General features: G+C 68.4%; 26 protein-coding genes. 6 read left to right on the forward strand and 20 right to left on the reverse strand.

Annotated features, from left to right (window positions below):
* The first annotated feature begins 522 nt into the window (after positions 1-522).
* From D7Y11_RS23100 to D7Y11_RS23110, 3 genes are all read left to right on the forward strand, one after another.
* Complete coding sequence (locus D7Y11_RS23100; RefSeq protein ID WP_233607368.1) at positions 523-1,695, forward strand: Tox-REase-5 domain-containing protein; 1,173 nt, start codon at positions 523-525, stop codon at positions 1,693-1,695.
* Positions 1,696-1,707: 12 nt separating this feature from the next.
* Positions 1,708-2,421: an immunity 52 family protein gene (locus D7Y11_RS23105; RefSeq protein WP_126934803.1), complete on the forward strand. Its 714-nt coding sequence runs from the start codon at positions 1,708-1,710 to the stop codon at positions 2,419-2,421.
* A gap of 309 nt (positions 2,422-2,730) precedes the next feature.
* A complete protein-coding gene (locus D7Y11_RS23110; RefSeq protein WP_126934804.1) occupies positions 2,731-3,273 on the forward strand; it encodes a DUF2378 family protein in 543 nt (180 codons plus the stop codon).
* Between the two features lie 184 nt (positions 3,274-3,457).
* Here the strand turns inward: D7Y11_RS23110 and D7Y11_RS23115 are convergent, their stop codons facing one another.
* Positions 3,458-4,153 carry a pirin family protein gene (locus D7Y11_RS23115; protein ID WP_126934805.1) on the reverse strand — a complete coding sequence of 232 codons (696 nt, stop codon included), beginning with the start codon at positions 4,151-4,153 and terminating at the stop codon, positions 3,458-3,460.
* A gap of 110 nt (positions 4,154-4,263) precedes the next feature.
* On the reverse strand, positions 4,264-5,169 hold the full coding sequence (locus D7Y11_RS23120; RefSeq protein ID WP_121751618.1) for a LysR family transcriptional regulator: 906 nt from the start codon (positions 5,167-5,169) through the stop codon (positions 4,264-4,266).
* A 150-nt stretch (positions 5,170-5,319) separates the two neighbouring features.
* Between D7Y11_RS23120 and D7Y11_RS23125 the strand changes: the two genes are divergently transcribed.
* Positions 5,320-5,865, forward strand: coding sequence for a YceI family protein (locus D7Y11_RS23125; RefSeq protein WP_126934806.1), 546 nt, complete (start codon positions 5,320-5,322; stop codon positions 5,863-5,865).
* Positions 5,866-5,877: 12 nt separating this feature from the next.
* Here D7Y11_RS23125 and D7Y11_RS23130 read toward each other — a convergent pair whose 3' ends face one another.
* The 6 genes from D7Y11_RS23130 to D7Y11_RS23155 all read right to left on the reverse strand — a co-directional run bounded on the left by D7Y11_RS23130 (position 5,878) and on the right by D7Y11_RS23155 (position 11,250).
* Entirely contained in the window at positions 5,878-6,807 is a 930-nt protein-coding gene (locus D7Y11_RS23130) for a DUF4382 domain-containing protein (RefSeq protein ID WP_126934807.1), read from the reverse strand.
* Positions 6,808-6,882: 75 nt separating this feature from the next.
* Positions 6,883-7,374 (reverse strand): hypothetical protein, encoded by a 492-nt coding sequence (locus D7Y11_RS23135; protein ID WP_121751662.1) that lies wholly within the window; start codon positions 7,372-7,374, stop codon positions 6,883-6,885.
* 199 nt (positions 7,375-7,573) lie between these two features.
* Complete coding sequence (locus tag D7Y11_RS23140) at positions 7,574-8,242, reverse strand: hypothetical protein (protein ID WP_126934808.1); 669 nt, start codon at positions 8,240-8,242, stop codon at positions 7,574-7,576.
* On the reverse strand, positions 8,242-9,888 hold the full coding sequence (locus D7Y11_RS23145) for a caspase family protein (RefSeq protein WP_126934809.1): 1,647 nt from the start codon (positions 9,886-9,888) through the stop codon (positions 8,242-8,244). The genes D7Y11_RS23140 and D7Y11_RS23145 overlap by 1 nt, the downstream gene beginning before the upstream one ends.
* Positions 9,885-10,670 carry a hypothetical protein gene (locus tag D7Y11_RS23150; RefSeq protein WP_120577088.1) on the reverse strand — a complete coding sequence of 262 codons (786 nt, stop codon included), beginning with the start codon at positions 10,668-10,670 and terminating at the stop codon, positions 9,885-9,887. Before D7Y11_RS23150 ends, D7Y11_RS23145 begins: the two co-directional genes overlap by 4 nt.
* A 4-nt stretch (positions 10,671-10,674) precedes the next feature.
* Positions 10,675-11,250: an RNA polymerase sigma factor gene (locus D7Y11_RS23155; RefSeq protein ID WP_120577089.1), complete on the reverse strand. Its 576-nt coding sequence runs from the start codon at positions 11,248-11,250 to the stop codon at positions 10,675-10,677.
* A gap of 106 nt (positions 11,251-11,356) precedes the next feature.
* Between D7Y11_RS23155 and D7Y11_RS23160 the strand changes: the two genes are divergently transcribed.
* A complete protein-coding gene (locus D7Y11_RS23160) occupies positions 11,357-11,605 on the forward strand; it encodes a hypothetical protein (protein WP_120577090.1) in 249 nt (82 codons plus the stop codon).
* 17 nt (positions 11,606-11,622) lie between these two features.
* Here D7Y11_RS23160 and D7Y11_RS23165 read toward each other — a convergent pair whose 3' ends face one another.
* Both D7Y11_RS23165 and D7Y11_RS23170 read right to left on the reverse strand, forming a co-directional pair.
* On the reverse strand, positions 11,623-12,048 hold the full coding sequence (locus D7Y11_RS23165) for an OsmC family peroxiredoxin (RefSeq protein ID WP_014397999.1): 426 nt from the start codon (positions 12,046-12,048) through the stop codon (positions 11,623-11,625).
* Between the two features lie 176 nt (positions 12,049-12,224).
* Positions 12,225-12,908 (reverse strand): class I SAM-dependent methyltransferase, encoded by a 684-nt coding sequence (locus D7Y11_RS23170; RefSeq protein WP_120577092.1) that lies wholly within the window; start codon positions 12,906-12,908, stop codon positions 12,225-12,227.
* A gap of 127 nt (positions 12,909-13,035) precedes the next feature.
* On the opposite strand from D7Y11_RS23170, the gene D7Y11_RS23175 reads away from it, so the two are divergent.
* Positions 13,036-13,371: a hypothetical protein gene (locus D7Y11_RS23175; protein ID WP_126934810.1), complete on the forward strand. Its 336-nt coding sequence runs from the start codon at positions 13,036-13,038 to the stop codon at positions 13,369-13,371.
* 10 nt (positions 13,372-13,381) lie between these two features.
* Here the strand turns inward: D7Y11_RS23175 and D7Y11_RS23180 are convergent, their stop codons facing one another.
* The 10 genes from D7Y11_RS23180 to D7Y11_RS23220 form a co-directional block, all read right to left on the reverse strand.
* Positions 13,382-14,683 carry a sorbosone dehydrogenase family protein gene (locus tag D7Y11_RS23180; protein WP_126934811.1) on the reverse strand — a complete coding sequence of 434 codons (1,302 nt, stop codon included), beginning with the start codon at positions 14,681-14,683 and terminating at the stop codon, positions 13,382-13,384.
* A gap of 97 nt (positions 14,684-14,780) precedes the next feature.
* The gene (locus D7Y11_RS23185) at positions 14,781-15,569 is read right to left on the reverse strand and encodes an SRPBCC family protein (RefSeq protein ID WP_126934812.1); all 789 of its coding nucleotides are present in this window, start codon (positions 15,567-15,569) and stop codon (positions 14,781-14,783) included.
* Positions 15,570-15,700: 131 nt separating this feature from the next.
* On the reverse strand, positions 15,701-16,939 hold the full coding sequence (locus D7Y11_RS23190) for an FAD-dependent oxidoreductase (protein WP_126934813.1): 1,239 nt from the start codon (positions 16,937-16,939) through the stop codon (positions 15,701-15,703).
* Between the two features lie 98 nt (positions 16,940-17,037).
* Positions 17,038-17,793: a DUF5953 family protein gene (locus tag D7Y11_RS23195; RefSeq protein WP_126934819.1), complete on the reverse strand. Its 756-nt coding sequence runs from the start codon at positions 17,791-17,793 to the stop codon at positions 17,038-17,040.
* Positions 17,790-18,707 carry a DUF6310 domain-containing protein gene (locus D7Y11_RS23200; RefSeq protein WP_126934814.1) on the reverse strand — a complete coding sequence of 306 codons (918 nt, stop codon included), beginning with the start codon at positions 18,705-18,707 and terminating at the stop codon, positions 17,790-17,792. The genes D7Y11_RS23195 and D7Y11_RS23200 overlap by 4 nt, the downstream gene beginning before the upstream one ends.
* Before the next feature lie 154 nt (positions 18,708-18,861).
* The gene (locus D7Y11_RS23205; RefSeq protein WP_126934815.1) at positions 18,862-19,617 is read right to left on the reverse strand and encodes a DUF5953 family protein; all 756 of its coding nucleotides are present in this window, start codon (positions 19,615-19,617) and stop codon (positions 18,862-18,864) included.
* Positions 19,614-20,531 (reverse strand): DUF6310 domain-containing protein, encoded by a 918-nt coding sequence (locus D7Y11_RS23210; RefSeq protein WP_120580067.1) that lies wholly within the window; start codon positions 20,529-20,531, stop codon positions 19,614-19,616. The genes D7Y11_RS23205 and D7Y11_RS23210 overlap by 4 nt, the downstream gene beginning before the upstream one ends.
* 8 nt (positions 20,532-20,539) lie before the next feature.
* Positions 20,540-21,178: a hemolysin III family protein gene (locus tag D7Y11_RS23215; protein WP_120580060.1), complete on the reverse strand. Its 639-nt coding sequence runs from the start codon at positions 21,176-21,178 to the stop codon at positions 20,540-20,542.
* Positions 21,179-21,287: 109 nt separating this feature from the next.
* A complete protein-coding gene (locus D7Y11_RS43385; RefSeq protein WP_158624533.1) occupies positions 21,288-21,446 on the reverse strand; it encodes a hypothetical protein in 159 nt (52 codons plus the stop codon).
* 9 nt (positions 21,447-21,455) lie between these two features.
* The gene (locus D7Y11_RS23220; protein ID WP_120580061.1) at positions 21,456-21,674 is read right to left on the reverse strand and encodes a hypothetical protein; all 219 of its coding nucleotides are present in this window, start codon (positions 21,672-21,674) and stop codon (positions 21,456-21,458) included.
* Positions 21,675-21,694: the final 20 nt, after the last annotated feature.

Below are 21,694 nucleotides of genomic sequence, written 5' to 3' on the forward strand. Positions count from 1 at the left end.
CGACGGGGACGGGGGGCACACTGCTGTTCCCGGAGAAGGACGGCACGCTGCGGCCGGGGGCCTTCGCCTCCGTGGGCATGGGGGTGGACAATGCGCGCTGACGTCCTGCTGCTGGCCCTCGCCGTGCTGGCGATAGGTTGCGTCTCGGTGTCGCCCACGCCTCGTCGCGGCATGAGCCTGAGCTACACGGAGCGCCCAGCCCCCGCGCCAGAGTGGGTGCAGTCGCAGCGCGAGGAGGTGCCTCCCATTCGGGACTCGTCGCGAACCTCCGTCGCGACTTCCGGGGCGCGAGAGCGGATGGCGCGCCACCGGAATGTCCGGGAGGAAATGGCGGGCGAGGGCTTGCGAGGAAGGGCAGGGGCCGTGGGCGGCAGCCCCGCTCACCGGGACACGAGGGAAGACGCCTGGGAGAAGCTCCTCGTGGACGCAGGCCTGGAGGCCCAGGACGCGCGGCCCCTTACCGTTGGGGTGCTGACACCCACACAGGCCGCGCGGCTGCTGGGACAGTTGATGCAGAAACCCGTGACGCTGGGCAACTTCCCGCCCCGCATGGCGGTGGGCTTCCTGCTGCGGGAGGTGCTGGAGGGCGGCGAGGTTTCGCGGGAGGAGCTGCTGCGCCGGGTGGAGCGCTTTTCCCGGGAGCAGGTGGCCGTCCTCCGGCCGGATGGCTACCTCGCGTGGGCCCTCAATGGAAACACGCAGCAGAGGGTGGCGACCGTCGAATGGCGGGACGGCGCGTTTCGCGCGCACGGCTTCGAACTGGGGCGCTTCTACAGCGGCAAGGGCGGTGTCTTCCGGCAAGTCGATGCCCAGCTCCAGGCTTCGGACTGGCGGCCCCTGGCCGAGGTGTACAGCGACGCGGATGTCATCGGTCGCTCGCTGGACGGGGCACAGGATGCCTTCGTGGAGCTGTACCACGCACTGGGGCAGGTTCTCTCCCGCCCCATGGACAGCCTCGCGGCGCTGAGCAATCTGCCGGCTGGTGTGGCGGCTCTCATCGCATCGTCGCCCGCGTACTGGGAGCGCTTCCGGTACATGACGCAGGGCGAGCAGATCCGCGAGGTGGCGCGGCTGGCGACGAGCTTCATCTCGACCTGGGGCGCGGCCTCGGCCACGGCGCGGACGTTGACGGGAATGGCTGCCGGCGTGGAAGCCACGGTGCCGGTGCTCTCTCTGTCAGTGGAGGGCGCGCTGGCGGTCGAGCACGTCACGGTGCCGGTGGGGCGCGCGGCGTCGGTGTTGAGTGGGGGGCCCGGGGCGGCCATCATCCTTCAGCGGACCGGCGCGGCTTCGGGTCAACCCTCGCCCCCAGGGGATCAAGGCCCGGGGAAGTGGGAGAACGCCAGCGAAAGCATGAGCGAGGCATCTCGCAAGTACCAGGCCCAGGTCACCGAGGCGCCGACAGGGAGGGTCTACAAGGTCCAAGAGGTAAAATTCGACGGCTTCAAGATGGGGGTGCTCCTTGAAACAAAGGGGCCGGGCTATGCCAGGTTCCTCAAGGATGGGAGCTTCAGAACTTGGTTCCGAGGCGCTGACGGAATGCTTGAGCAAGCAAAGAGACAATTCAAGGCGGCCAAGGGCACGCCGATCCATTGGCATTTCGCGGAGCGTGAAGTTGCTGATGCCGTGAGGGACCTGTTCAGGAATGAAGGGCTTGGCTCCATCAAGGTCGTATTCACCCCGCCGTCTCCATAGGCAACAGGTCAGATGAACGAGAAATATTACCTGGGGGCGTACTGGCCGGGTCGGGTTGAGCCAGCCGAGTCATACGCTCGACGTGCCGAGGTCTTCTTCCGCCTCCTGGCGCCTGCCGAACCTACGTTCAACCGATGGTTCGAGAAAGCCGGGTCTCGTGCCGATGCACTCAGACACCCGCTTGTGCCGGGTGAGGAGTCGCTTCTCAAACTCTTCAAGACGAAGTACCGGCATGATGAGGTCGGGGTTTCTTTCTCTGCATGGAATGGAGAGCCCGATGGTGCAAGTACTGGCGTCAGGCTCGCATGCGGCTCCACCTCGGATCTCTTGGGGGATCTTTGCGTGATGGAACTTCCGACAGGAGGTGAAGCCAGAGAGCGTGTCCTGACCGCTCCCGTCCTTTCACAGGCGCTTCGCGCAGCGGCTTTGGCTTGGGACCCCGAATGGGGTATCGCCACGTCTACGGCACATCGAGACAGGGTGTCGGAGTTCGCGGTGCCGGGCACGTTCGTGGGCTGGGTCACGTACCTGTCTCGTCGTTTGGGTACAGTGCCCCCGCTGCCCTCTCCGGTGCATATTGAATTGATCGAGGACAAGGGGACGCTCATCGTCATGTGTCCTGAGCGCTTCACGGTAAGCAACGCGGAGCACATCGCGCTCGCCGAGCAGGTGCAAGACCAGCTGAACCGGGCGGGGCTGTTGAAGCCGATCCAGCCCCAAGGGTAGACGCAGGCGGGCCAGGCAGCGGGCGACTCGGCCCTTACTCCATGGCTCAAGAAGGCGTGAGGTGTGCGTGCCTCAGGCATAGAGTTCCACGCCTCCTCGGATGGGCCCGCCGAGGTCTCCCGGACCCAGTCGAGTCAAATAAATCACGCAATACATGCATTCTGAAACAACGTGGCAAGCCTTGAAACATCGGTGGGACGTCTCAGACCCAGGTCGTAGCCCCAGGGGGCTTCGGATTCGTCGGGGGGATGGGGTACGCTGCTTTGCGATACGGCGGAATGGGACCGCCGGGCCGGGCCGGGGTGTTTCGTGGAAGAAGAGATCGTCTATCGCCACACGGTGGAGGGGGTGTTCCGCTCCATTGGTGACCGGCTCACTGCGGAGCTTCGGACGAAGCTGAAGGACGTGGGCCTGGACCTGGACGCTCAGTCTCCGCACCACACCCCTCGGAAGACCTTCGCGGAGGCCATTCGCGTCACCGTCGATCACCTGTTTCCGCAGCTCGACGCGGGCGAGGGCTACCGGCGCCTGGGCATCGGCATCATCCAGGGGATGGAGCAGACAGTGCTCGGCAAGTCGCTCGTGTCCATGTGGCCCATCTTCGGGCCGGAGCGCGTCGTGGTGCGCATCCAGGAGAGCTTCTCCACCGTCAACAACTACATGCGGTCGGAGCTGCTCACCCAGGGCCCCGGGCACCACATCATCCGCGTCAACGAGTGCAACGGGAACCCGGGCTACCTGCGCGGTCTCATCGAAGCGGGGCTGGCCAAGGCCGGCGCCAAGAACCTGCGCGTCGAGCCCTTCGACTTCGATGGCCACGCCTGCTCCTACCGCATCCGATGGGGCGGCTGAGGCTTGAACCCAGGGAGTTCCCTGGAACCGACTTTCGGACGGATTCATGGCCGAGCCGGTTGTCTATCGTCACACGATTGAGGGGCATCCCTCCCGTTCCCAACTCCACTTCGTTCACGCCGTAGAAACGACAAGGCCCCCGGGTCCACTCGTGGATCCGGGGGCCTTCTTCGTGGCCGGCGCATCAGGCCAGGTCGAACAGCAGGGCCTCCAGCGGCTCGGAGGCGGTGAGTACGAGGCTCGACTCGTCGGACACGGCGACTCCGTCACCGGCCTTCAGGGCCACGCCGTTGAGCGTGCCCGTGCCCCTGGCGATCTGCACCCAGGCGTGGCGCCCCTTGGGCAGCGTGTACTCCGCCTTCTCTCCCGGGCTCAGCAGCGTGCTGTTGAGCACCACGTCCTGGTGCACCGTGAGGCTGCCGTCCCGGGCGTCCGGGCTGACCACCACGCGCCAGCGTCCCTGCCGGTCCTTCTCCGGGAAGAACTTCTGCTCATACTCCGGCTTCAGGCCCTTCTTCTCCGGGATGATCCAGATCTGCAGGAAGTGGACGTCCTCGTTGGAGCCGTTCATCTCGCTGTGCATCACGCCCGTTCCGGCCGTCATGCGCTGCACTTCACCGGCGCGCAGGAGCCCCTGGCCTCCCGTGCTGTCACGGTGCGCGATGGCACCGCTCAGCGGGTAGGTGATGATCTCCATGTCCCGGTGCGGGTGCGTGTCGAAGCCCTCGCCAGACTGCACGCGGTCCTCGTTGATGACGCGCAGGGAGCGGAAGCCCATGTTCTCGGGGTCGAAGTAGCTCGCGAAAGAGAAGGTGTGATGCGAATCCAGCCAGCCGTGGTTGGCGTGACCGCGTGCTTCGGAGGGGCGAACGTTCATCATGGTGTGTGTGCTTCCTTTCGAGACACAACATGCGCTTCCGAACGCCACCTGGCCAGACACGAACCTCGGGACACATCGTTCCATCCGCGGAACGAAACGCCGGCACTGTCTCAGCGCTTCGCCCGCTTGAAGGCTTCCTGGTTGTGGGGCCAGTGCTCGCGCAGCACCTCCACGAAGGCCATCACCTTGGGCACGTGGTGGCGCGTGGGCGGGTAGACGGCGTGCACCGGCGCGCCCGTGGAGCTCCAGTCTGGCAGCACGCGCTGGAGCCGCCCGGACGCCAGGTCTTCGATGCATTGCTGGCCCGGGATGAGCGCCACCCCGGCGCCCAATGACGTCACCGCGCGCAGCATGTCCGGCTCGTTCACCACCAGCCGCCCGGAGACCTTCACTTCGACGGAGCGCCCGCCCGCGTGCAGCGTCCAGACGTTTCCCTGCACTGACTTGCCGAAGAAGAGGCAGTCGTGCTTCGCCAGGTCCGCTGGCGCCTTCGGTGCGCCCCGCGCCTGGAGATAGCCGGGCGAAGCCACCACGAGCCACTCGATGTCCCCCAGCCGCCGTGCCATCAACGACGAGTCCGGCAGCCGACCGGCGCGCACCGCCAGGTCGAAGCCCTCCTCCAACAGGTCCACCGCCCGGTCCGTGCAGAGCAGCTCCACCTGCACGTCCGGGTACTTCTCCATGAAGCGCGCTACCAGTGGCGCGAGGAAGTGGACGGACAGGGGCGTGGTCACGCGCAGCAGGCCGTACGGCCCCGCTTGCAGGCGCGTCACCGCCAGCTCCGCTGCCTCCGCTTCCGCGACGATGCGCTCGCAGTGCGCGTAGTACGCGCGGCCCACCTCCGTCAGGTGCAGCGTGCGCGTGGTGCGCTGGAGCAGCTGCGCGCCTACTCGCTCCTCCAGCTCGGACACCTTGCGGCTCACGGTGGACTTGGGCATGCGCAGCGCCTTCGCCGCCGCCGTGAAGCTGCCCGCCTGGACCACCCGGGCGAAGATGAGGAGTTCGTTGAGGTCCATGGCCCTTCCTCGTGCAGGCGCAGGACTGTTCCAGCCGTGGAACAGTGCATCCTGTCCGTCCCGTCTAATCGGGAACGTGGGGGGCCGCTACCTTACGCCTCGTTGAAACACACCGCCGCTGCCGCGGCGCACACGACAAGGAAGACGACCATGGCCACCACCTCCTGGAACATCGACACCACGCACACGGGCATCCACTTCAGCGTCCGCCACATGGTCGTCGCGAAGGTTCGCGGCAGCTTCACGAAGTTCGGCGGCACCCTCACCCTGGATGACGCGAACCCGGCGGCCTCGGCGGTCTCCGTCTCCATCGAGTCGGCGAGCATCAGCACTGGCGTTGACCAGCGCGACAACCACCTGCGCTCGCCGGACTTCTTCGACGTGGAGAAGTTCCCGGCCATCACCTTCCAGAGCACGAAGGTGGAGCCCTCCGGCAAGCACCTGAAGGTGACGGGTCAGCTCTCCATCCGCGGCATCAGCCGCGAGGTCGTCCTGGAGGCCGAGCAGCTGGGCATCGCCAAGGACCCGTGGGGCAACACCAAGGCCGCGTTCGAGGCGAAGACGACCATCAACCGCAGCGACTTCGGCCTGACGTGGAACCAGGCCCTGGAGGCAGGCGGCGTGCTGGTGGGCGAGAAGATTGAAATCGCCCTCGAGGTCCAGGCCGCCCAGGCGCAGGGCGAGAAGGCGGCCTGAACCCCGAAGTGACTACTCGACGTCGAAGGACGTCAGGACGAAGTGCACATCGGACTCCGCGCCCGAGCTGACCGTCGCGGTCGCCGGGCGCGTGATGTCCGTGGTGAAGGACACGCCCGCGGGCGCCACCAGGTCCACCTGGTAGGTGCCGGGCAGCAGGTACTTGAAGTCCGCCACGTAGCGGGTGGCCGTGCTGGCGCTGAAGGACAGCGTCTCGCGGCTGCCGTCGGCGTTGATGAGCACCGCGGAGAAGCTGGCCAGCTGCGTGGGGCCCAGGGGCAGGGACACGCTGCCCGCCTCCAGCGTCACCTCCACGTTGCCGGAGAACTCCATGTCCGCGCCCTTGATGATGGGCCGCATGACCCACTTGCCGGAGCCGCCGGCCTCCTTGCCAAAGCTCTGCGCCACGTCGAAGTCCACCAGGATGACCTTCTGGTCGTCATCGCTGGTGATGGTGACGTCCGCGTCCTTGTCGAACTTCACCTTGAGGCCGGAGCTGCTGGCGCTCGGCATGTGCAGGTCGCCGTCCACCTGAGCCCCGTCGGGCAGGCCCTCGTAGTCGGCGGAGGTGGCGAAGATGCGGCTGGCGCCGTCCTGCTTCACCTGGATGTAGCCGCCGGTGATGACGAAGCGCAGCTCCTTGTACGTGCCCGCCGGCACCTCCGCGTCCTTCACCAGGTCCGCGGTGTCATTGGCCAGCGTGAGCAGGTCGGTGGTGACGGGCTCGCTCAGGAGCACCACGTCTCCCTTGCCGTCTTCTCCTTCCACGCTGCCCTTCAAGTAGACCTTCGAGATGGTCACCACGGCCTTCTCGATGCCGTCGCCCGGGGCGTCGGTCAGCTTCAGGGTGACGTGGGCCTTGCCGCTGTCGCCGCAGGCAGCGAGGAACAGGAGCCCCGTGGTCATCAGCAGGGTGGAGGTCAGGTGTCGCAGGGTCTTCATTTGTAAGCCTTTGTTGGAGTCAGGGATGAATGCGGGAGGAGACCCTCCCGCGTCCGGACCGGCCACGGCGCTTGCTCAGCCGATGACGGGCCAGCATCCGCCTTCCTGGCACGACAGCGAATTGCAGCAGGTCTCGTCGCCCTCGGTGGAGCACTCGCCGCCTTCGGGGATGCACTGGGGACCGGCGTCGATGCCGCCACCCGAGCCGCCGTCCGTCGTGCCCGCGTCGGGCTCGCTGGTGCCACCGTCCGTGGGCGGTTCGTCGTCGCAGGCGCCCACCGTGTCGCCATGGCGCAGGTGCGCGGCCACCGCGGGCACGCCCACCGTGATGCTGTGCGCGTTGGCGGGGTTGCCGGGCGGAATGTGGCAGATGGTGATACCCGTGTTGCCTCCCGGCGCGGTGCCGCCGTCCGCGGCGGGCGCTTCTCCGGCGGCGCCGCCCAGGTTGTCATCGCCCGAGACGAGCGACGGATCCTCCGCCTCCGTGGGGCCTCCGCAGCCCAGGGACAGCATCGTCGCGCACAACACCATCCATGCCGCGGAAGAGCGAGCGGTCGGGATACGCATGGTCATCCTCCTGTGAAACGAGGCGGTGGGGGGCCGCTCGGGGAGCGGAGTGCCTCGTTGTCAGAAAGACCCGGAGAATCGCGGGGTGGCCACAACTCCAGACGGGCGGCGAAGTGCGAGGCGACGCACGGTCTGGATATGTGTGGCTTTGCGGAAAGCTTGATTCACAGCGGACGCCGCCGCGGCCTGGCGATGTCGCTCAATGGCTTTCGTCGGAGTTTTCGACGTCGCGGCCATCCATCGCGGCATGGCTGTCATCGGCACAGCCCGCGAATGCGCAACGCTCCTCGCCCGAGGAGCCCTCGGGGATGAGTTCCACGTTCAGCACCGTCTGCTTGCCCTCGTCCACGCAGTCCTGGACGGACGTGGAGGCGAAGCCGGGCGCGGAGGCGCTCACGCCGTAACAACCTTCTGGCAGCGGCCCCAGACGGTGGGGTGCCTTGTCGTCGAGCCCGGAGGCTTCGATGGGCGTGCCGTCCACGATGGCCTTCGCGTCCGTCAGCTTCCGGTTGCCCCGGACATGGAACTTCACGAAGAAGGTGCCGGCGGTGCGCGGCGAGACGTCCGCAATGTCCACGGACTGGCCTCCCTGCACGGTGAGCGGCACTCGCGCGGCCAGTTCCTCGGTGGCCACGACGAAGAGCTCCGCCGGGCCCGCGGGCACGTCCTCCAGCGTGAAGCGGCCTTGCGTGTCCACTCCGCTGCGCACGCCGGGCGCGCCCACCACGGACACCAGCGCGACGGCGGGGTCGAACTCCGTGAGCCGGCCTCGCACGGTGCCCGCGCGGAAGGGCTCGTTGTCCAGGCTTCCGCACGCGCCCAGGAGGCCGAGCGACGACAGCGTCAGGAACAAGGATTGGAGGCGCATCAGAAGCGGTATCCCACGCCGGCGTTTCCGCCGATGAAGCCCACGGCCTGTCCCTGTCCGTCCACCACCACGTACGTCACCATCCCGTGGCCCTGGGCGGTGAGCTCCAATCGCTCCCCCAGGCGCCACGCCAGTCCGCCCACCACACCGGGGCTGACGGTGAAGTAGCGCTGGCCTCCCGAATAGGCCTCCACGTCGAAAGACCTGCCCAGGTACAGCGCGGCCACACGTGGACCCGCGAACAGCGTCAATCGCTCCCAGCGCCACAGGTATGGCACCGCCGCGCCCAGCGTGAGCGTGGTGTAGCCGAAGGGTACTTCGCTGCCGGGCGCCACCTGGAGCTTCTCGCGCCCGCGTCCCAGCCCCATGTCCACCATCAGGCCCAGGTTCTGGAGCGGCAGGTCCTCCAGCCGCAGCACCACGCCCACCTGGGGCGCGGCGGGCAACAGCTCGCGCCGGCTCCTGCCGTCCGCGAAGGACATCATCCCGCCCACGAGCGACAACGCGCGGCGCGGGATGGCGTCCGACAGCAGTCGCTCCAGCGGCAGGCGCTCGCCCCGGGCCACGTCCACTTCGCGCCGCACGAGCACGGCGTCTCCCTTGGTGAGCTCCACCGTGCGCCGGCCCGGGCCCACCGCGGCGCCTCCTGGCAGTTCCAGGCGCGGCTCGCCGTCCACCTTGAGCAGGAAGCCGTCCAGGCGTGGGTTGTAGGAGAAGAGCTCCGGCTGGCCCGTGCGGTCGATGCGGCCGGCGAGGATGACCGGATCCGCGCCCACCTCCATGATCTCGGCGGACGGCCGCTGGCGGCCCTCCGTGAAGGCGAAGGTGCGGCGGCGCGAATAGTCGTGCGCCTCCGTGGCGGTGACGGCGCCGTCCGCGTTGCGGTCCGCCGCTCCGCCCAGGCCCTCGATGAGGAAGTACGTGTAGATGTCGTTGCGCAGGCCTTCGTCCTCGCGCGCTGTCTCGCCCCAGTCGCTGGCGGCGAACACCATCGAGGCCCGGGACGACTCCTCCAGGGGGCGCGCGTAGAAGCCGGACTTGATGCCCGCGAGCTCCACCTCCAACTCGTGGGGCAGCAGCGACTTGCCGCTGCCGCTGTGGCAGGTGGCCAGCACCAACAGCCGCCGCCGGCTGGGCAGCTGTTCGAACTCCGCCTTCAGCGCGTCCATGGAGAGCGCCGTCTGCGGGATGGCTCGGTAGGACGCGTCTCGTGTGACGAGGTATCGCGTGAGCTCGCCACGACCGTCGCGCGCGAGCGTGCCGTGCGCGGACAGGTACACCATCACCACGTCGTCGGGCCGGGTGGCTTCACGCCGCAGCTGGCGCAACGCCGCGAGGATGGCGTCGCGGGTCGTCTCCTCCGGGCGCGTGAGGACGCGCACCTGGTCGAAGTGGCCTCGCGCGGGATCCTTCAGCGCCGCCGCCAGGTCGCTGGCGTCCTTGGAGGAGAATCGCAGGGCGCGCCACTGCGGATCATCGAAGGACGACACGCCCACGAGCAGCGCGAGCCGCCGGGGCGTGTACGCGCGCGACAGGTCCGCGGCGTCGAGCCGCAGCGGCACGAGCCCGCCCTTGTCTCCGGCCGTGGCGGACGGGCCCGCGCAGGCGCAGAGGAGGACGAGCAGCAGGGAGAACAGGCGCCTCACGGGGCCTGAGTCTGACCGGATTGGACCCGCACGTCGAACCTCACCACGGTTCCCGGGCGTGCATCCGGGCTTCCGTCCGCGGCGAGCGCGGCGAGTGCGTCCTGCTCCGTTGCGGGCTCACCGGGAGCGAAGGCCACCAGCGCCAGCGCCAGCCGGCCCTCGTCCGAATCGAGGCTCACGCCCGCGAGGCCATCAGGCCCCTCCAGGTCGTGCGTTCCCGCCGCCAGGGGGAAGCGGCCAAGCAGCTCTGGCGCCTGCTGCTCCCGCTGCTGGTAGAGCAGCGCGGTGCCGGACTCCGTGGCGTGGTAGCGCAGGAGCAGCACCTCGTCGCTGGTGACGTCCGCGCCTGAGTCCAGCCGGCGCAGGCCTCCGTCGGTACTCCGCGCGACCACGGCCAGCTCCAGGGAGATGCGGCCCGGGCCCTTCACACCGGTCCACTCGGTGGCCTCTTTCGTGGGCCCCTTCACCCGCGGCACCAGCACCACCATCAGCACGGAGGCCGCGATCGCGCCGGCCATCCATCCCAGGTACCGGCCTGGCGGCGGGGCGAAGCGGCGGGCGCGGGCCGGTGTCCGCAGTGGGACGACTTCCGCTTCGGTCTTCCTCTCGGGTGCGAGCGCGAGGAGCAGCGCGTCCGCTTGCCCGTCGAGCGGATCCGCGTGTGTGGCGAGGAACGTCTCACAGACCTCGCAGGGCGAGGCCAGGTGCTCACGGAACCAGGCGACGGCGGCGGGGTCGCGCCCGGCGAGCTCGGCCATCGCGGTGGCATCCAGATGTCTCATCGCTTCATTCCCACCGTCCGGCGAGCACCCGCTGGAGGAGCTCGCGCTTGATGCGCCCGCGAAACCGCTCCAGCCGCATGGTGACCGTGCTCTTGCCCACGCCGAGCTGTTCGGCGATCTCCCGCGCGGAGAGCTGACCCTCGATGTAGAAGAGCTGCACGGTCTTCTTCTCCTCGCCTTCGGGCAGCTCCGCGATGAGCCGCCGCACCACCTCGATGTCCCTCTCCACCTGGAGCGTGGGCGGCAGGGCCGGCACCGTCTCCGGTGTCGGGTCCGCCAGTTCGTCCTCCATCCGCTGGAGCAGGTTGCGGCGCTCCAGCCGCGTGCGCGCCCGGTTGCGCGCGATGGTCAACAACCACGGGGTGAAGGCCCCCGCTGACTTCAGCTGGGGCAACCCCCGGAACGCCCGCACGTAGGACTCCTGTAGGACGTCCTCCGCCTCGTCGGGATCCAATGTGCCGAAACCCGCGACCAGCCGGGCCACCAAGGGGCGGGTGCGACGGTATAGCTCGCTGAAGGCGGACGACTCCCCCCTCGTCGCGCGCCGAACCGCGTCCGTGACATCGTCCGTCTCACCCACCTGCTCGGAAGACCTCCTGGAGGACGAATCGGCCACGGGCCCGGATTCTTCCACCCGCCTTCGCGGCTAGAATAGGGCCTTCACCTTCCCGCGGATGGGGTGGCGCATGCGACGGAAATGGGTGCTGGCGCTGCTGGCCGCGGCGGGAGGGCTCCTGGCGGCCTGTGGCCCCGCGGATGCCCCTCCGGCGGAGGACCCTCCGTTCGAGGCGCAGGACCCGGCCGGGGAGGCGCCCGGCGCGGCGGAGCATGAGCTCACGCCGTGCCTGAGCCAGTGCTACGCGACCTGCGTCGGCAACACGCCCGAGGTCGTCGCGTGCCGGCAGGACTGCCGCGACGCGTGCGCCGGCGGCTGAAGGCCGGCCAGGGTCCGTCAGGTCGCGAGCTTCGCCTTCAGAGTGATGTTCACGCCCCCGAGCGCCTTGGAGACAGGGCAGCCCTTCTTGGTCTCCTCGGCGATCTTCTGGAACTGGGCGTCGTTGGCGCCGGGGATGGTGGCCTCGGTGACGAGGTCGATGGTGGTGATGGCGAAGCCGTCGCCCTGTTTGTCCAGGTGCACGTCCGCGTTCGTCTGGATGCGCGTGGGCTTCAGGCCAGCTTTCTCCAGCCCCACCGACAGGGCCATGGAGAAGCACCCGGAGAGCGCCGCGCCGATGAGCTCCTCCGGGTTGCTGCCCTGCTGTCCCTCGAAGCGGGTGCCGACCGAGAAGAGGACCTCCGCGGCGTGACCGGGCTTCATCGAGCCCTTGCCGTCCTTGAACCCGCCGTTCCACTGCGCACTGCCCTTGCTGATACCCATGGCGTTCTGTCTCCCCATGCGCGGCACCGTGCCGCGTCCGTTTGAGTTCGCGCGGCGGAAGGGTAGGGCGCGCATTGGCGTGTGGCGGTCCTGTTGGCGGACAGGGGCCCGGGGAGTGCCGGGGAGTGGACGCTCGCGAGCGCGAAGGCCTGGGTTCTGGACGGTTGGGGGCCGCGTCAGGGGCTCACGGCGGGCTGCAGGAAGAGCAGGTAGTGGGCCGGCAGGTCGTCGTACTCGGAGACGATGACGTAGCCCGTGGCCTGCGCGGCGGCGACGAGCGGAGGGCGCATGGCCCTCAGGTGCGTCACCGCGATGCGGCCCTGGGGTGTGAGCGCGGGACGCAGCCGGGTGAGGTAGTCCACCCGGTCCCCGAAGAAGTGATCCACCTCCGAGAGGAGGATCAGGTCGTACGCGCCCGCTTCGAGCCCCGGCGCCTCCGGGGCCACCTTCCGCACCTCGATGTTCTTGCGTCCGAGCACCCGCGCACGGAGCCGCTGGATGGCTTCGTCGTTGATGTCGGTGGCGACCACCTGGCCCGTGGGGCCCACCGCCTCCGCGAGCCGCTGCGTGAAGTACCCCAGCCCCGCCCCGACGTCCGCGACCCGCTGTCCCGGAGCGAGCCCCAGGGCGGCCACGAACCGTGCGGGCTGCCGGGAGCGGTCATACGCGGCATCCTCGCCTTCGACGCCGCCCACGCCATGCAGCTCCGTGGGCGGCTCCGGCGCGGCGGCCACCACGGGCGCGGGCGGAGCTTCCGCCTTGCTCTCGGAGCGGCAGGCACCGGCCGTCGTGACCAGGGCGAGACACAGACTCCACAGCGTCAGGAAAGGGAACACCGTCAGCGGACGAAAGAGAGCCATTGCGAGCACCGGGGCAGGAAAGGAACAGCGGGGTCAAAGTCAAATGTGTCGGTTGCGCAGGATATCGCTTTCTGCCGGACTGCGGGGACGCGAGGCATATCTGCCTCCGTCACCTGGAGTCTCCTGCATGCGAAACATGATCCGTGATTTGGTTTTGGCGACCTTCTCCGTGGGCCTCCTCTCCGCCTGTGGCCCGGCAGCGGAGCAGGATGCGTCGCCGTCCGCCGGTGAGGCGGCGCAGGTGGAGCAGGGCATTGGCAAGACGCCCAGCTGTGCCATCGGCGAGTATGTGGCGGATCAGGTCATCTGGTCTTCGACCTGCGCCGCGTGTCGAGAGGTGGGCGGCGACGGCTCCTGGCCGCAGGGCTCCTACGGCCGGAGCGGTACGCTCTACCAGACGTGCTGCGGTGACAACGGCTGCGGCAACTGGCAGAACATCCGGCCGGTCTGCATGGGCTGCTAGGCATTGCCCTTCAGCGCTTCGCGGTCACCTTCCACAGCGTGTTGCTGGCGTCATCCGCGACCAGCAACGCGCCGTCCGGCAGCACCGTGACACCCACCGGCCGGCCGTGCACGCGGGCCTGGGCCGCGTCGGCGATGAATCCCGTGAGGAAGTCCTCCGGCGGACCGGAGGGCTTCCCGTCCTTGAACGGCACGAACACGACCTTGTAGCCAGACAGCTCCGCGCGGTTCCACGAGCCGTGCTGCCCGATGAACGCGCCACCCCGGTACTTCTCCGGGAACGCCTGGGCCTCGTAGAACGCCAGGCCCAGCGACGCGGTGTGGGAGCCCAGTTGCACGTCCGGCACCAGCGTCTTCGCCACCAGGTCCGGCCGCTGTCCCGCCATGCGTGGGTCTTCGTTCGCTCCGAAGTACGCGTAGGGCCAGCCGTAGAACCCGCCGTCCTCCACGTGCGTGAGGTAGTCCGGCACCAGGTCCTCGCCCAGGTCGTCGCGCTCGTTCACCGCCGTCCACAGCGTGCGCGTGCCCGGGGCCCAGCCCATGCCCACGGGGTTGCGCAGGCCGCTCGCGTAGATGCGCTCGCCGGTGCCGTCCGGGTTGATCTCCAGGATGTTGGCGCGGCGCTCCTCCTCCTTCAGGCCGTACTCGGCCACGTTGCTCGCGGAGCCCACGGACACGTAGAGCTTCGAACCGTCCGCGTTCGCCAGCAGGTTGCGCGTCCAGTGGTTGTTGTAGCCGCCCGCCGGCAGCTCCAGGAGCTTCTCACCGGGGGCCTTCAGCGACGTCTCACCGGCCGTGTATGGGTAGCGCCAGACGGCGTCCGTGCCGGCCACGTAGAAGCGGTCGCCCAGCAGCAGCATTCCCAGCGGCTGCTTCACGCCTTCCAGGAACACCTCGCGGACCTCGGGCGTGCCGTCGTGGTCCGCGTCGCGCAGCAGCGTGATGCGGTTGGCGCTGTGGCCCAGGTTCTGCGAGCGCACCTTGCCGGACTCGATGGACTCCTCCTTGTCCTGCTCGCTCTTGAACTCGGAGCTGGCCTCGGCCACCAGCACGTCGCCGTTGGGCAGCACGTAGGTCCAGCGCGGGTTGCGCAGGCCGTCCGCGTAGCGCGTCACCTCGAAGCCTTCCGGGGCCGTGGGGCGCTTGCCTTCCGGCCAGCCGACGACCGTGCTGTACCGCTCCACCTTGAAGCTGGGGTCGGGCGCGGGCAGCGCTTCCGCCTTCGTGGAGGTGTCGGGGGTGGAGCGGTGCGCGCAGTTCGTCAGGAACAGCGCGGCGCCCACGCAGAAGGAGGCTCGGAGGAAGACGGTCATGCCCTTCCTCTAGGGGCCTCCTCGCTGTCCGGCGATGACGGACGGATCCGCCCCTCGCTCGGGTGTTGAGTTGTGGGAGGGGCAGGACGCCCACGGCTCAAGAAGTGAACACGTTCCGCACGTAGCCATCCACCTTCTGCTTGAAGAACCCGTAGCCCTTCGGCGCGTCCTCCGTGGGAATCTCCCCGGTCTCCGCCAGGCTCTTGAAGCTGCGCAGCACCTTCCTCACCTGCATGGTGGGGACGCCGCGCATCCGCTTCGCCAGCGCCTCGCCCAGTGCTCCGCCCGGAGGCGAGAAGGCCTGGTGCAACGTCACCTCCGTGCCCCCGTTCGGAGCGGGCCGGAAGCGCACCCACCCGCGCGTCTTCACGGGGCTGTCTTCCGTGGACTCCCAGCTGTGGAACTCCGGCGCGCGTTCCTCCACGAGGCGCGAGTCCCAGCTCACCTCGCGTCCCAGCGGCCCGTGGATCCGGAAGTGCCGGCCGTCACCGGCCGTGGGCGTGACCTCCGCGAAGTGCTCCATCAGGCGGCTCAGCGTGGAGGGTTCACGCCACAGGCGGTAGAGCTCCTCCACCGGACGTCCCACCGTGAGCGTGTGCTCCACTTCGATGAGCTGTCCATGCCGCGCTTCCTTGCCTGTCAATGCGCGGCGGGCCTTCCGAGCGACCGAGGCGAGAGCACGCCGCTGGGATTGCAGGCCCCCATAGAGCACGGCGCCGCCGGCCAGGGCCACCACCGTGCCCCCGAGCGAGCGGCGTTTCATCCCCACGGACATCATCGTCCCCGCGACCACCACCGCGGCGGTCAGCTTCCATTGGCCCGAGCGGAGTTCCTCGGTGGCCTGGGAGCGGACTTCCCGCAGGGCTGTCGTTCGTGAGCTCGTCATGGTTCCTCCTGGCCTGACGCGCAGGAGGGTGATGCACGGGCGTCAGGCACTTCCCGCGAAGCTTTGGGGTGGGATGCGCCGAGACAACCGTGCCTGGAGCCGGGACGGGGGAACCAGCGCTCCGGCGGTCCTCAGTGAAGGGGTGAAGCGGCCGGCGTGTGGATGTGCTCGGGGCGGACGCCCAGGCCTATCAGGCGCGCGGGGATGCGGCGCAGCGCGGGGATGCGCTTCACCAGCTGGAGGCTCAGGGGCAGCCGACCGTTGCTGAAGGCGCGCTTCCGGAGCGCCGGGTCCACCACGCGGTTCTGGATGAGCACCTGCGCCCGCTGGGTGAGACGGGTGGGGAACTCGCGGCGCTGCTGGACGCGGCGCAGGTCCTCGGTCGTGACACGGCGGGCGAGCAGGGGGCCCGCGAGCAGGTTGGCGGTGGCCACGGCATCCTGCACCGCCAGGTTGATGCCCACGCCGCCCACGGGCGACATCGCGTGCGCCGCGTCGCCAATGCACAGCAGGCCGGGCTGGTACCAGGTGCGCAGCCGATCCACCCGCACGGTCAGCAGCTTCACGTCGTCCCAGCTTCGGATTTCACCGGCGCGGTCGGCGAGGAACGGCGCCTGCTTCACGAGTTCGGCCCGGAAGGACTCCAGGCCGCGCGCCTGGACGGACTCGATGCCGCCCTTGGGGATGACCCGGCCGCACTGCCACTGGTCGCCCCGGTTGATGAGCAGGAAGAGCGCTCCGCGCTCGAAGTGGCCCAGGGGTAGGCTGGGATCGTCGGGCCTGCGCGACACGCGGAACCAGAGCACGTCCATGGGGGCGCCCAGGTTCTGGACCTCCAGGCCGGACTGCTGACGCAGCGTGGACTTCCGGCCGTCCGCCGCCACCACCAGCGACGCGCGCACCTCCAGCGGGCCTTCCGGCGTCCGTGCGCGGACTCCGACAACCTGGCCATGGTCGCGCACGAGGTCCGTTACCTCCGTGCGGCGGAGGAGCTGGAAGGTTGGGTAAATGGCGGCCTTGCGCGCGATGAAGTCGAGCAGGTCCCACTGCGGCATGAAGGCCAGATAGCGCGCGTGCGTGGGGAGGTGGCGGAAGTCCCCCACGGTGACCTCGTGTTCGCCGACCTGGAAGCGCAGGTCCAGGAGCTTCGAGTGGGGAATGGCGAGCAGTTCGTCCAGCCAGCCCAGCTCGTGCATCAGCTCCAGCGTGGACGGGTGGATCGTGTCGCCCCGGAAGTCGCGGAGGAAGTCCGCATGCTTCTCCAGCACCGTCACCTCCACGCCGGCCCGGGCCAGCAGCAGCCCCAGCATCATTCCCGCCGGCCCTCCGCCCGCGATGCAGCACTGTGTGGTGATCGCCGGGTCGGCCATGGTGGTGCCTCCTCGAGGAAGGGTTCATCCCGCCATGGGGCGATGCACCTGGAGTGGCGGCCGATGCGGCGTGCGGCGTCCGACACTCATCACGCAGTTCACGGCACCCCGCGCCCGCCGATTTCGGGGAAGCGCTCGTAGGCCCGCTTGAGCGCTGCCAGATGGGCGGGGTCGTCCAGGTCGAGGGGCGCTTCGGTGAGCTGCACGATCCACCCGCCCGTCGCCGTGCGCCGCGCCCGTGAGAGCCATTCGGTGTCGCGAGCAGGATCCGGGAACCCGATGGCCCGCGCGGAAGCGTCCGACCAGTAGTTCAGCCACCCGAGGTAATAGGGAATCTCGGGCGAGCGGATGTGCTCGAAGAGCTTCAGGGCGGGCAATCCCCGGCGCGGGGATGGTGGTCCTTCCAGCGTGGGGGCGATCTGATAAGCGATGTCCAGCGCAGCGCCGTCCGGCGTTGCCTGTCCCCAGTATGCGCGTACGCCCTTGGACACAGCTTCAAGCACGTCCGCTGCTGCCGTGACGATGGGCGCATCCAGTGGGAGCTTCGCATGGACCTGGAACTGTGGTTGACCGCCAGCGCTCGCGCTGGCGAATCGCCGCAGCCCGGAAATGGTCACGGGGTAGCTCTCGTCGCCATTGCATAGCAACGGGAGTTTTCCGCGTGTTGCTGCCTCAGCGAGCCAGGCTTCTCGTTGCGGTAACTCAATGGGACGTCCTTCTTTGTCTATTTCCCACTCCAAGCGCAAGCCGGGTAGTGCCAGCTCCACACCACGGACGACAGCGAGCGTCCGGCCGTCATCCCTCACGAGCGCAGGCGCGTAGACGTTCAGTTCGAGGCGTTTTCGTGTGGTCATCGTTTGCATCCCGTGACGGCGATCTGGAGGCTGGAATCCAGTCGGAGCAGTGCTTCTTTGTGGGCGGCACTGCTCACCCCAACGACGAAGCTATATCCACATGCCTCCGCGATTTTCCGATCCTCCTGGAACTCTTCCACCTGCTGTTCGATCACCCGTTCCCGCAGGTAGTCACTGTACGTATCGAATTGATATGTCTTGATCTCCCACAGCACACGCGCGCCGACTTGCAGCGCATCAAAGCGCTTGCCGTTCACGAGTACGTCATTGCCGGGGTATCGGTTGGGCGGGAATTTGTCGGCACATTCGTTGTGCGCGTCGTCCTCGCCTGCGTGAGGCACTGGAACGGGCTCGCAACTCGCGCGGCGTGTCCGGTCCACGGGCACGGGTGGCACCGGGGGCTGCCAGTCCTTCCCCGCAGGCTCCGGCTCCAACTCGGGCTTCCGCTTCGCTACGGCTTCCCGAGGCGCCGCTTTGGGTCCTCGCGAAGCCCCTGCTTCCTCGGGATAGAGGTGGCGGAGTTCATACGCATCCAGTTCCTCCTTGAGGGCGACGGCGACCACCACCACGCCTAAGACGATGACGGCTCCCACGGCGATCTCAGGAGCCGCAAGAATGCAGAATCCGAGTCCGACGGTCGCGGCGTCAGCGGAGGCGACCGTGCATCTTCCCGTGGTGTCGTGGAACTGGACCCGGTCATGGTCGAGCGCCAGATAGCACCGCTCCACCAGCGCGGGCCACGGCTGGGACGCTTCGCGAACGACGCACCGCCCACCGTCCCTCCAGGGCAGCGCCGCCGCTCGCTGGAGGTTGGCACTCCGTCGGCCGCGGGCTGCGGGTTCTTTCGTGATGGGCTCTGTCGCAGCGCAGGCCGAAATGAAGAGCAGGATTGAGATGCACGCGCGCAAACGCATGGCAACGGCCTTTTCTCGAAGGCAAGGAACTGTGGGGCAGGGAATGGCCCGGTCTGGAGTATGGCAGCCTGCGCGTTGGAGTGGAGTCGCGTCCGGTGGACACGGCAATCCCTGCCGCGCCCGGGTCGGATGAACCGGGCGCGCTCCACGCAGTTCACGGCACCCCGCGCCCGCCGATTTCGGGGAAGCGCTCGTAGGCCCGTTTGAGCGCTTCGAGATGGGCGGGGTCGTCCAGGTCGAGGGGCGCTTCGGTGAGTTGCACGATCCACCCGCCTGTCGCCGTGCGCCGCGCCCGTGAGAGCCATTCGGTGTCGCGAGCAGGATCCGGGAACCCGATGGCCCGCGCGGAAGCGTCCGACCAGTAGTTCAGCCACCCGAGGTAATAGGGAATCTCGGGCGAGCGAATGTGCTCGAAGAGCTTCAGGGCGGGCAACCCCCGGCGTGGAGACGGTGGTCCTTCCAGCGTGGGGGCTGTCTGATACGCGATGTCCACCGCAGCTTCGTCTGGCGTTGCTTGTCCCCAGAATGCGTTTGCACTCTCCGCCAAGGCTTCAAGCACATTCGCCGCTGCCGAGAGGACGGCCGCGTCCAGGGGCAGCTTCGCATGGAGCTGGAATTGCGGCTCGCCGCGAGGGCTTGCAGATACGGATCGATTGTGCCCGGAAACCATCACGGGATAACGCTCGTCACCGTTACATATAAAAGGGAACTCGCCACGCGCTGCCTCCTGGGCCAACCACGCATCGCGCTGTGGCACGACAGCAAGCTGTCGCTTCTCCGTCACTCTCCAGTCCATGCGCAATCCGGGCAACGCGCGTTCCAGGCCGTGGACTGCCGCGAGCGTGCGGTTGTCGTCGCCCACAAGCGCAGGCGCATAGATGTTGAGAAGGAGGGGGCCTTGAGCGGTCATCTTTCGCACCCCGTGACAACGACCTTGAAGGTGGAGTCCTGCTTGAGCAGTGCGAGCTTGTGCGCTTCAGTGCTCACGCCAACGAAGAATTCATATCCACAGGCCAGTGCAATGTCGCGCTCCTTCGTTAGTTGTTTGAGTTCATCTTCAATCTCTTGAACCTGAATGAAGATGTTGTATGAATCAAACTGGTGGGTCTTGATTTCCCAGAGCACCCACGCGCCGACTTGTAGCGCATCGAAGCGCACCCCGCCCACGCTCACGTCCATTCCGGGATAACGGTTCGGTGGGAACCTGTCGGCGCACTCGTTGTGTGGCCCATCCTTGGATGCGCGCGGCACTGGAACCGGCTCGCAGCTGGCGCGCCGCGTCCGGTCCACGGGCACAGGTGGCACCGGGGGCTGTCTGCCTTGGCCAGCTGGCTCCGGTTCCAACTTGGGCTCCGGCTTCGCTACAGCATCTCGGGACGCGACCCTCGTTCCTCGTGAGGCCCCTGCTTCCTCGGGATAGAGGTGGCGTAGCTCATACGCATCAAACTCCTCCTTGATGGCGACGCCGACCACCACCACGCCCAGGACGATCACGGCTCCCACGGCAATCTCAGGAGCCGCCAGCACACAGACCCCGAGTCCCAGGGTCGCGGCGTCAGCGGAGGCGACCGTGCATCTTCCCGTGGTGTCGTGGAACTCGACCCGGCCCTGGTCGAGCGCCGGATAGCACCGCTCCACCAGCACGGGCCAAGGCTGGGACGCTTCGCGAACGACGCACCGCCCACCGTCCCTCCAGGGCAGCGCCGCCGCTCGCTGGAGGTTGGCACTCCGTCGGCCGCGGGCCGCGGGCTCCTTCGTGATGGGCTCCGTCGCGGCACAGCCCGAAATGAACAGCAGAATTGCGATGCACGCGCGCAAACGCATGGCCACGGTCAACGCCCCACGAAGTCCAGCAGCACAGCGTAGTGCGTGGCGGCCGCGGCGACGACCATGACGTGGAACACTTCGTGGTAGCCGAAGACGTGGGGGATGGGATCCGGCCAACGGCGCGCGTACACCACCGCGCCCACGGCGTAGAGCATGGCCCCGAAGAAGAGCCATCCCACGCGGCCCTGGCCCATCACCCCGGGCAGGTTCCAGAACACCGGGGCCGCCACGCAGCCCAGCGCCACGTAGAGCCCCGAGCGCAGGCCTCGCGACGCGGAGATTCCCGCGAGCGTCAGCGTGGCTCCCGTCAGCGCCGCGCCCCACATCACCCAGAGCAGCCGCTGGCTCAGGCCCCCCATGGGGTCCAACGTCGCCAGCGGCGTGAAGCTCCCCGCGATGAGGATGAAGATGGCCGCGTGGTCGAACCGGCGGATCCGCTGGTACGTCGCCGCGCTCCAGGTGGGCCAGTGGTAGCCCCCACTCACTCCGAACATCAGCACCATGCTGCCGCCAAACACCAGGTTCGCCGCGTACTGCACGCCGTGCACCGGCAGCTGCGTCATCCTCACGCAGCCCACCAGCGCCGCCACGAACGCGATGACGTGGGACAGGCCGCGCAACCGGGGCTTCAGGCTCTCTTCCATGGCGGTGCTCGTACTTCCCGCACGTCATGGCTTCGTCAGCGCCCGCGCGCCTTTTCGCCCAGGGCGTCGCGTTCTCCACGCATCGCCCCGGACGAGTGTCGCCAGGACGTCAGCGCGCGGCCCTGGACGGAGCCCGGCACGCGGCGTGGCCCAGGATGACGTCCCCGTCGACGGTGCTCGTCGGCGTGGGCGTCCAGCCGGCGCGCAGCCTCGCGTCCAGCAACTCATCGGCGGTAGGGCAGCGGTCCCACACGGAGACCGAGGTCACTCCGCCCAGTCAGGTGGTGTCGAAGACGAGGTAGCGCTCCTCTTCCCAGGGCAGCACCACGTCGTGGGTGAACTCGTCCTGGACCACCACCGCCGCCACGTCGCGCGGCGGGTGGCTCGCGAAGCCCCAGCGGACCACGTCCTGGAGCAGCGTGAGCGGCGCGAGCTGCCGCTCCAGGGCGGCGCGCCGCTCGGGGGACAGCCCGGAGTGGTCGGTCAGGGGCACCATGGCCCGGAGTGTAGCCGGGC

The organism is Corallococcus sp. AB018 (assembly GCF_003986945.1).
In the GTDB taxonomy this organism is placed as follows: Bacteria; Myxococcota; Myxococcia; order Myxococcales; family Myxococcaceae; genus Corallococcus; species Corallococcus exiguus.

Bases quoted from the DNA above. Each gene is read 5' to 3' on its own strand.
- D7Y11_RS23125 (WP_126934806.1), top strand. From the start codon at position 5,320: ATGGCCACCACCTCCTGGAACATCGACACCACGCACACGGGCATCCAC.
- D7Y11_RS23130 (WP_126934807.1), bottom strand. From the start codon at position 6,807: ATGAAGACCCTGCGACACCTGACCTCCACCCTGCTGATGACCACGGGG.
- D7Y11_RS23195 (WP_126934819.1), bottom strand. From the start codon at position 17,793: ATGACCACACGAAAACGCCTCGAACTGAACGTCTACGCGCCTGCGCTC.
- D7Y11_RS23165 (WP_014397999.1), bottom strand. From the start codon at position 12,048: ATGGGTATCAGCAAGGGCAGTGCGCAGTGGAACGGCGGGTTCAAGGAC.
- D7Y11_RS23210 (WP_120580067.1), bottom strand. From the start codon at position 20,531: ATGCGTTTGCGCGCGTGCATCGCAATTCTGCTGTTCATTTCGGGCTGT.
- D7Y11_RS23140 (WP_126934808.1), bottom strand. From the start codon at position 8,242: ATGCGCCTCCAATCCTTGTTCCTGACGCTGTCGTCGCTCGGCCTCCTG.
- D7Y11_RS23175 (WP_126934810.1), top strand. From the start codon at position 13,036: ATGCGAAACATGATCCGTGATTTGGTTTTGGCGACCTTCTCCGTGGGC.
- D7Y11_RS23185 (WP_126934812.1), bottom strand. From the start codon at position 15,569: ATGACGAGCTCACGAACGACAGCCCTGCGGGAAGTCCGCTCCCAGGCC.
- D7Y11_RS23170 (WP_120577092.1), bottom strand. From the start codon at position 12,908: ATGGCTCTCTTTCGTCCGCTGACGGTGTTCCCTTTCCTGACGCTGTGG.
- D7Y11_RS23190 (WP_126934813.1), bottom strand. From the start codon at position 16,939: ATGGCCGACCCGGCGATCACCACACAGTGCTGCATCGCGGGCGGAGGG.
- D7Y11_RS23220 (WP_120580061.1), bottom strand. From the start codon at position 21,674: ATGGTGCCCCTGACCGACCACTCCGGGCTGTCCCCCGAGCGGCGCGCC.
- D7Y11_RS23205 (WP_126934815.1), bottom strand. From the start codon at position 19,617: ATGACCGCTCAAGGCCCCCTCCTTCTCAACATCTATGCGCCTGCGCTT.
- D7Y11_RS23105 (WP_126934803.1), top strand. From the start codon at position 1,708: ATGAACGAGAAATATTACCTGGGGGCGTACTGGCCGGGTCGGGTTGAG.
- D7Y11_RS23150 (WP_120577088.1), bottom strand. From the start codon at position 10,670: ATGAGACATCTGGATGCCACCGCGATGGCCGAGCTCGCCGGGCGCGAC.
- D7Y11_RS23120 (WP_121751618.1), bottom strand. From the start codon at position 5,169: ATGGACCTCAACGAACTCCTCATCTTCGCCCGGGTGGTCCAGGCGGGC.
- D7Y11_RS23215 (WP_120580060.1), bottom strand. From the start codon at position 21,178: ATGGAAGAGAGCCTGAAGCCCCGGTTGCGCGGCCTGTCCCACGTCATC.
- D7Y11_RS23180 (WP_126934811.1), bottom strand. From the start codon at position 14,683: ATGACCGTCTTCCTCCGAGCCTCCTTCTGCGTGGGCGCCGCGCTGTTC.
- D7Y11_RS23200 (WP_126934814.1), bottom strand. From the start codon at position 18,707: ATGCGTTTGCGCGCGTGCATCTCAATCCTGCTCTTCATTTCGGCCTGC.
- D7Y11_RS23135 (WP_121751662.1), bottom strand. From the start codon at position 7,374: ATGCGTATCCCGACCGCTCGCTCTTCCGCGGCATGGATGGTGTTGTGC.
- D7Y11_RS23115 (WP_126934805.1), bottom strand. From the start codon at position 4,153: ATGATGAACGTTCGCCCCTCCGAAGCACGCGGTCACGCCAACCACGGC.
- D7Y11_RS23160 (WP_120577090.1), top strand. From the start codon at position 11,357: ATGCGACGGAAATGGGTGCTGGCGCTGCTGGCCGCGGCGGGAGGGCTC.